The sequence below is a fragment of the Patulibacter brassicae genome (assembly GCF_033949425.1).
In the GTDB taxonomy this organism is placed as follows: domain Bacteria; phylum Actinomycetota; class Thermoleophilia; order Solirubrobacterales; family Solirubrobacteraceae; genus Patulibacter; species Patulibacter brassicae.
Genome location: NZ_JAXAVX010000027.1, coordinates 1 through 6,428, shown reverse-complemented (window position 1 = coordinate 6,428; position 6,428 = coordinate 1). Strand labels below are relative to the sequence as shown.

Sequence of the window (6,428 nt, the reverse complement as noted above, 5' to 3'; positions counted from 1 at the left end):
GGGCCTTGAGATCATGGCTGCGGTACTACAACCGCAGGCGTCCTCACACGGCACTCGGCGACCGGCCACCCATCAGCCGCGTTCACCAAGACCGTGGGCACAACAGCTAGCCCTGGTCCTTCAGGCGCTGCTTCGCGGCGGCGACCGTCTCCAGCGCCTCCTCGCGCGAGCGGAAGCCCTGCACCTCGACGACCTTGCCCTCGGGCTGCTTGTAGATCTCGAAGAAGTGCGAGATCTCGGTCTTCAGCTGCTGGGAGATGTCGTCGAGGGTCTCGACGCCCTTCCAGTTCGGGTCGGAGACCGGGACGCAGATGACCTTGTCGTCGACCTCGCCCTGGTCGATCATCTTGAACAGGCCGATGACGCGGACCGGGATCCGGACGCCCGGGAACGTCGGATCGGAGACGAGCGTCACGGCGTCCAGCGGATCGCCGTCCTCGCCGAGCGTGTCGGTGATGAACCCGTAGTCGGCGGGGTACACGACCGACGAGTACAGGTAGCGGTCGAACACGATCGCCCCGACCTCGGGGTCGTACTCGTACTTGTTGCGCGATCCCTTGGGGATCTCGACGAACATCAGGAGATCGGACACGCGCGGATCCTACGGCGCGCCGGGGAACGCAGGCGGTCCGGCCGCGCCGCGTCGCGGGACGCTCGCGGGATCGGGGTGCGGGACCAGGGTGCCCCCCGAGGTCGGCGGGCGCGGGGGTCGACAGCCTGCTGCGCATGTCCTCCCGCCCCGCCCGCCCCGCCCGTCGCCGGCGCCCGTCGCGCCGCGTCGCCGTCCCCGTCGTCGCGCTCGCCGCCACCTTCGCGGTCCCGGCGGCGGCCGACGCCCAGGTCTCCCTGACGCGCACGAGCTCGACGCACTTCCAGCTCAGCCACAGCGCCGCGGCGAGCACGACGATGCGCCAGACGAGCCCGACCGAGGTCGAGATCACGTCGAGCGACGACATCACCTTCGTCAGCGGCTCCGTGCTCTGCCCGGACCGGACCGCGCGTCGGATCGTCTGCAACCTCTCCTACCCCGACGAGACCCGCGTGTCGTTCTCCGGCAGCCCGGACGCCGACAGCTTCTTCCTCGGCATGACGGAGGCGATCGACGCGGTCGAGCTGCGCGGCCACGGCGGCGACGACGTGCTCTCGACCGGCATCCTCTTCGGACCGACGTCGCCGAGCGGCGCGACCTTCGACGGCGGCGAGGGCAAGGACGTCCTGCTCGGCGGCCCCGGGGACGACACGTTCGTGCCCTCCGCGGGCGGGGACACGTACAACCCGGGCGGCGGGGGCGACGATCGGATCTCCTTCGCCGGCCGCGCCCAGGCGGTGAGCGTCAGCCTCGACGGCGTCGCCAACGACGGCGCCCCGGGCGAGGACGCGAACGTCATGGCGGGGTTCGACCACGTGACGCTCACGGACTTCGGCGACGCCTTCACCGCGTCGACCGCCAACGCGCACCGAGGCACGAGCCTCACGGTCGTCGGTCGCGGCGGCGCGGACACCATCACGACCCGCGACGGCGACGACACGGTCACGACGACCGGGGCCCAGGGCGATCGGGTCGACACCGGCGAGGGGCACGACACCGTCACGACCGGCGACGGATCGGACCAGATCACCACCGCCGGCGGCAACGACACGGTGTCCGCCGGGGCCGGGAGCGACACGATCGACCTCGGTGCGGGCAACGACACGGCCACGACCACCGGCGGAGGCGGCGACGTCGTGCACGGCGGCGACGGCGACGACGCGATCACGACCGCCGACGGCGCCGACGCGATCACCGGCGGCTGGGGGCACGACACGATCGCGTCCGGCGGTGCGGCGGACGTCGTCGACGCGGGCGAGGACGACGACGTCGTCGACGGCGGCTCGGGCGCCGACGCGATCGACGGCGGACGCGGCGACGACGCGCTGAGCGGCGGCGACGGGGCCGACGTCCTGCGCGCCGGTCCGGGCGACGACTCGCTCGTCGGCGGGCCCGGCGCGGACCTCCTCGACGGCGGGGAGGGCACGGCCGACGTCGCGTCCTACGCCGACAAGACCCAGGGGGTGAGCGTGACGCTCGATGGGAGCGCCAACGACGGCGTCCCGGGCGAGAACGACCAGGTCGTCGGGGTCGAGGATCTCGTCGGCAGCCCGCACGGCGACGTCCTCGTCGGGGACGAGGAGCGCAACGTCATCCACGGCGGCTGGGGCGACGACCACGTCGACGGTCGGGGCGGCATCGACCGGCTGCGCGGCGGCCGCGGCGACGATCACGTCATCGCGCGCGACGGCGACGCGATCGCCGACGACGTCGGCTGCAACGACGGCGACGCGGACCGCGCCACCGTCGACTGGGTCGATCGCGTCGCCGCGGACTGCGAGCTGCTGGACCGCGCGCCCGCGCCCGCCGTGGCGGGCGGCGACGGGAGCGGGGCGGGCGGATCGGGCGGCGGCACGGGCGGTGGGGGAACCGGTGGCGGAGGAACGGGTGGCGGCGGTGCCGGCGGCGGCGGTGGGGCGAAGCCCCGCGCGGTGAAGCTCGCCGACCTCGTGCGGACGCCCGCGACGAAGCGCTGCCGCACGACCCGCTCCCTGCGAATCCGCGTCCCCGGCGCGTCGCAGCTGCGCCGGCTCGAGGTCACCGTTCGCGGCAAGCGGGTCGCGACGCTGAAGAGCGCGAAGGCGCTGCGCGCCGGCACGACCCTGCGCAAGCTGCCCCGGCGGGGCGCCTACCGCGTCCGGCTCGTCGGCACCGTGAAGGCGACCGGCAAGCGGATCGGCCTGACGGTGCGCTACCGCGGCTGCGCCTGATCCCCCGCGACCCGGGCGGCCGCACCGCCGCTCGGGCCCCGCGCGGCGGTCGACGGCGTCCGCCAGCGGCTCGATCCTCGACGGCCGGCCACCGCCGCCCGGGCGGGTTTCACCGAGCGGAGGCCGACCGGCGCGCGCAGCGCGCGATACTGGAGCGGTGAGCACCGAGCAGGCCACCGCCAACGACAGCATCAACGCGATCCGCACGCTCTCGATCGACGCGATCGAGGCGGCGAACTCGGGCCACCCCGGGCTGCCGCTCGCGTTCGCCCCGGTCGCCTACCTGCTCTACGCGGAGCGGATGAAGCACGATCCCGCCGACCCGCTGTGGCCGGACCGGGACCGCTTCGTGCTCTCCGCGGGGCACGGCTCGATGCTGCAGTACGCGGTGCTGCACCTCGCGGGCTACGACCTGAGCCTCGACGACCTCAAGGCGTTCCGCCAGTGGGGATCCAAGACGCCGGGCCACCCCGAGCGCGAGTTCCACGTGCCGGTCGGGGACGACGGCAAGCCGCAGCCCGGTGCCACGCCGCTGCCGCTGACGCCCGGCGTCGAGGTCACGACCGGCCCGCTCGGCCAGGGCATCTCGAACGCCGTCGGCATCGCCGCCGCCGAGCGGTACCTGCGCGAGACGTTCGGCCGCGAGGTCCAGGACCACCGGACGTACGTCATCGCCTCCGACGGCGACCTCATGGAGGGCGTCTCCGCCGAGGCCTCCTCGTTCGCCGGGCACGTCGGGCTCGGTCGCCTGATCGTCCTCTACGACGACAACTCGATCTCGCTCGACGGCCCGACGTCGCTCTCCTTCGACGAGGACGTCGAGGCGCGCTACCAGGCCTACGGCTGGCAGACCCTGCGCGTCGACGACGCCAACGACCTCGACGCGCTGCGCGCCGCGCTCGACGCGGCCGAGGCCGAGGAGTCCCGCCCGACGCTCATCCACGTGCGGTCGATCATCGGCTGGCCGTCGCCGAACAAGCAGGGCACGCACAAGGCCCACGGCTCGCCGCTCGGCGCCGAGGAGGCCCGCCTCACGAAGGAGGCGCTCGGCGTCGACCCCGACGCGACGTTCTCGGTGCCCGCGGGCGTCTACGACCAGTTCCGCGCGGGCAACCGCGGGCCCGCCGAGCGCGCGGCGTGGAAGGAGCGCTTCGCCGCCTGGCGCGAGGCCGACGCCGACCGCGCGCGGGCCTGGGACGCCGCCTGGGCCGGCAAGCCGCTGCCCGGCCTCCAGGACGCGCTGCGCGCCGTCCCGGCGGAGAAGGAGGCCACGCGCGTGTCCGGCAAGCGGGCGATGGCGGCCTTCGCGCCCTTCGTGCCGACCCTCGTCGGCGGCGCCGCGGACCTCGCCTCGTCGACGAACACCGTCCTGCCGGACGCGGGCGACTACACCCGCGACGCCGTCGGCCAGAACGTGCACTTCGGCGTGCGCGAGCACGGCATGGGCGCGATCGTCAACGGCCTCGCGGCCCACGGCGGCATCGTCCGGCCCTACGGCTCGACGTTCCTGCAGTTCGTCGACTACATGCGCGGCGCCGTCCGCCTGTCGGCGCTGCAGAACCTCCCGGTCGCCTGGGTCTACACCCACGACTCCGTCGCGCTGGGCGAGGACGGCCCGACCCACCAGCCCGTCGAGCACCTCGCGTCGCTGCGGGCGATCCCGAACCTCGTCGTGCTGCGCCCCGGGGACAGCGTCGAGACCCAGGCCGCGTGGGCGGCGATCCTCGAGGACGTCGACGGCCCCGCCGTCCTGGCCTTCAGCCGCCAGGGCATCGCGCCGCTGCCGCGCGACGGCGGCGACGACGCCGCGTGGGAGGGCGTGCGCCGCGGCGGCTACGTCGTGAAGGAGCCGGCGGAGGACCCGGCCGTCGTCCTCGTCGGGACGGGCGCCGAGGTCGGCGTCGCGGTCGACGCGGCGGCGCTGCTCGGGGAGCAGGGGATCGCGGCACGGGTCGTCTCGCTGCCCTCGTGGGAGCTCTTCGACGCCCAGGACGACGAGTACCGGGAGTCGGTCCTGCCGGTGGGCCTGCCGTCGGTCTCCGTCGAGGCGGCCGTGACCTTCGGCTGGGAGCGCTACGTCGACGTCGCCGTGGGGATCGACCGCTTCGGCGCCTCGGCTCCGGGGACGGAGCTCCTCGAGCGGTTCGGGATCACCCCGTCCGCCGTGGCCGGACGGGCGCAGGAGCTGCTCGGCGCCTGACGCCGCCCGGTCGGCGGCGTCCGCCGGGCGCCGCCGACGCGTGCCCCAGCGGGGACGACCCGGAGCGGAGGACGCGCGATGGCCGACGGCCGGGCAGCGGTGGCGCGCGCGGCGCGCCGCGTCGCGGCGCTCGTGGGGCGCCGCCGGCGGCCCCTGCTCGTCGTCGTCCTGCTCGTCGCGACCGTCGCCGCCCTGGCGGGGGACGGCGAGCCGCCCGCCGAGCGACCGACCGACCTCGCCGCGCTGCTCGAGGTCGAGCCCTCGCTCGCGCCGCGACCCTCCCGCAGCGCGCTGGCGCCGACGCGCAGCAACGGGCTGGCGTGCGTGGCCGACGGGCCGGTGGAGCGGCGCCGCGGGCGGGCCGACCGTCGGCGCCGCGTCGCCCTGACCTTCGACGACGGCCCCTCGCCGTTCACGATCCGGATCCTCCACGAGCTCGAGCGTCGCAAGGCGCGCGCCACGTTCTTCCAGCTCGGTCGCGAGGTCGCCCGACGACCGTGGGTCTCGCGCGAGCTCGTGCGCCGCGGGCACGCGCTGGGCAACCACAGCTGGTCGCATCCGAGCCTCGCCGCCGGGGACGGTCGCGCTCGGCGGCAGCTCGCCTTCGCGCACGGTGCCCTGCGCGGCGCGGTCGGGCACGCCGGATGCCTCGTCCGCCCGCCCTACGGTGCGGTCGGCCCGCGCTACGAGCGGCTGCTGCGTCACCGCGGCGAGCTCTCGATCCTCTGGGACGTCGATCCCCAGGACTGGAAGCGCCCGGGCGTGCAGGCCATCGTGCGCGACGTCGTCGCCCGTGCGCGCCCCGGCTCGATCGTCCTGCTGCACGACGGCGGCGGCGACCGGACGCAGACGCTGCGGGCGCTGCCGTGGATCATCAAGGGCCTGCGACGTCGCGGCCTGCACCTCGTGACGGTGCCGACCCTCCTCGGCCTCGAGCGTCGCTGACGCCGGGCTCCCGCGCCGCCGGGCGTCCGCTGGCGGCTCGCGCGCTGCGAGCGTGGGTCCGGGCGTGCCGAGACGGCGGTGCCGTCGGCGTCCGGGCGGCCGGCCTGCGGCCCGTCGTCGCCAGGCCTGGTCGGCCCCTTGGGGCCGGCCGTCAGTCGATCGGCTGGAACTCCTGGCCGCCGTCGGTGCTCGGACGGGAGGACCCGGACGAGGGCGGGGCGCCGGAGCCGCGGCCGCCGGTCGATCCCGAGCCGCTCGCGCTCGACGACGTCGGCCGCGCCGGAGCGCCGCTCCCCGACGATCCGGTCGACGGCGTGCTCGTGACCGCGGGCGGCGTGGCGACCGGCGTGGTGGTCGTCGCGGCCGCGCGCTCGCGCGACTCCTCCATCGACCCGTCGACGGGGACGTCCCCCGCGATGTTCACGAGCGCCGAGAACACCTCGACGGACGCGAAGGCGATCGCCTCGAGCAGCTGCTCCTCGGT

The 6,428-nt window shown here is 75.5% G+C and carries 5 protein-coding genes and 1 pseudogene; 4 read left to right on the top strand and 2 right to left on the bottom strand.

Features of this window, described 5'->3' with window-relative positions; translation table 11 throughout:
- Positions 1–5 precede the first annotated feature (5 nt).
- Entirely contained in the window at positions 6–110 is a 105-nt protein-coding gene (locus SK069_RS20345; protein ID WP_406628316.1) for an integrase core domain-containing protein, read from the top strand.
- Here SK069_RS20345 and SK069_RS20130 read toward each other — a convergent pair.
- A complete protein-coding gene (locus SK069_RS20130; protein ID WP_319956064.1) occupies positions 107–592 on the bottom strand; it encodes an inorganic diphosphatase in 486 nt (161 codons plus the stop codon). The two genes, SK069_RS20345 and SK069_RS20130, sit on opposite strands and share 4 nt — an antisense overlap.
- A 134-nt stretch (positions 593–726) precedes the next feature.
- Here SK069_RS20130 and SK069_RS20125 point away from each other — a divergent pair, with 134 nt between their 5' ends.
- The 3 genes from SK069_RS20125 (at position 727) to SK069_RS20115 (ending at position 5,944) form a co-directional block, all read left to right on the top strand.
- Positions 727–2,799, top strand: a complete 2,073-nt coding sequence (locus SK069_RS20125; RefSeq protein ID WP_319956063.1) for a calcium-binding protein — start codon at positions 727–729, stop codon at positions 2,797–2,799.
- A gap of 157 nt (positions 2,800–2,956) precedes the next feature.
- On the top strand, positions 2,957–4,999 hold the full coding sequence (gene tkt, locus SK069_RS20120; RefSeq protein ID WP_319956062.1) for a transketolase: 2,043 nt from the start codon (positions 2,957–2,959) through the stop codon (positions 4,997–4,999).
- Positions 5,000–5,077: 78 nt separating this feature from the next.
- On the top strand, positions 5,078–5,944 hold the full coding sequence (locus tag SK069_RS20115; RefSeq protein WP_319956061.1) for a polysaccharide deacetylase family protein: 867 nt from the start codon (positions 5,078–5,080) through the stop codon (positions 5,942–5,944).
- Positions 5,945–6,095: 151 nt separating this feature from the next.
- On the opposite strand, the pseudogene SK069_RS20110 reads toward SK069_RS20115, so the two are convergent.
- A pseudogene (locus SK069_RS20110) lies at positions 6,096–6,428 on the bottom strand (hypothetical protein); the annotation flags it as partial.

What these genes read in the sequence shown, in the direction of transcription:
- SK069_RS20125 (WP_319956063.1), top strand. Translation starts at nt 727, where the DNA reads ATGTCCTCCCGCCCCGCCCGCCCCGCCCGTCGCCGGCGCCCGTCGCGC.
- SK069_RS20115 (WP_319956061.1), top strand. Translation starts at nt 5,078, where the DNA reads ATGGCCGACGGCCGGGCAGCGGTGGCGCGCGCGGCGCGCCGCGTCGCG.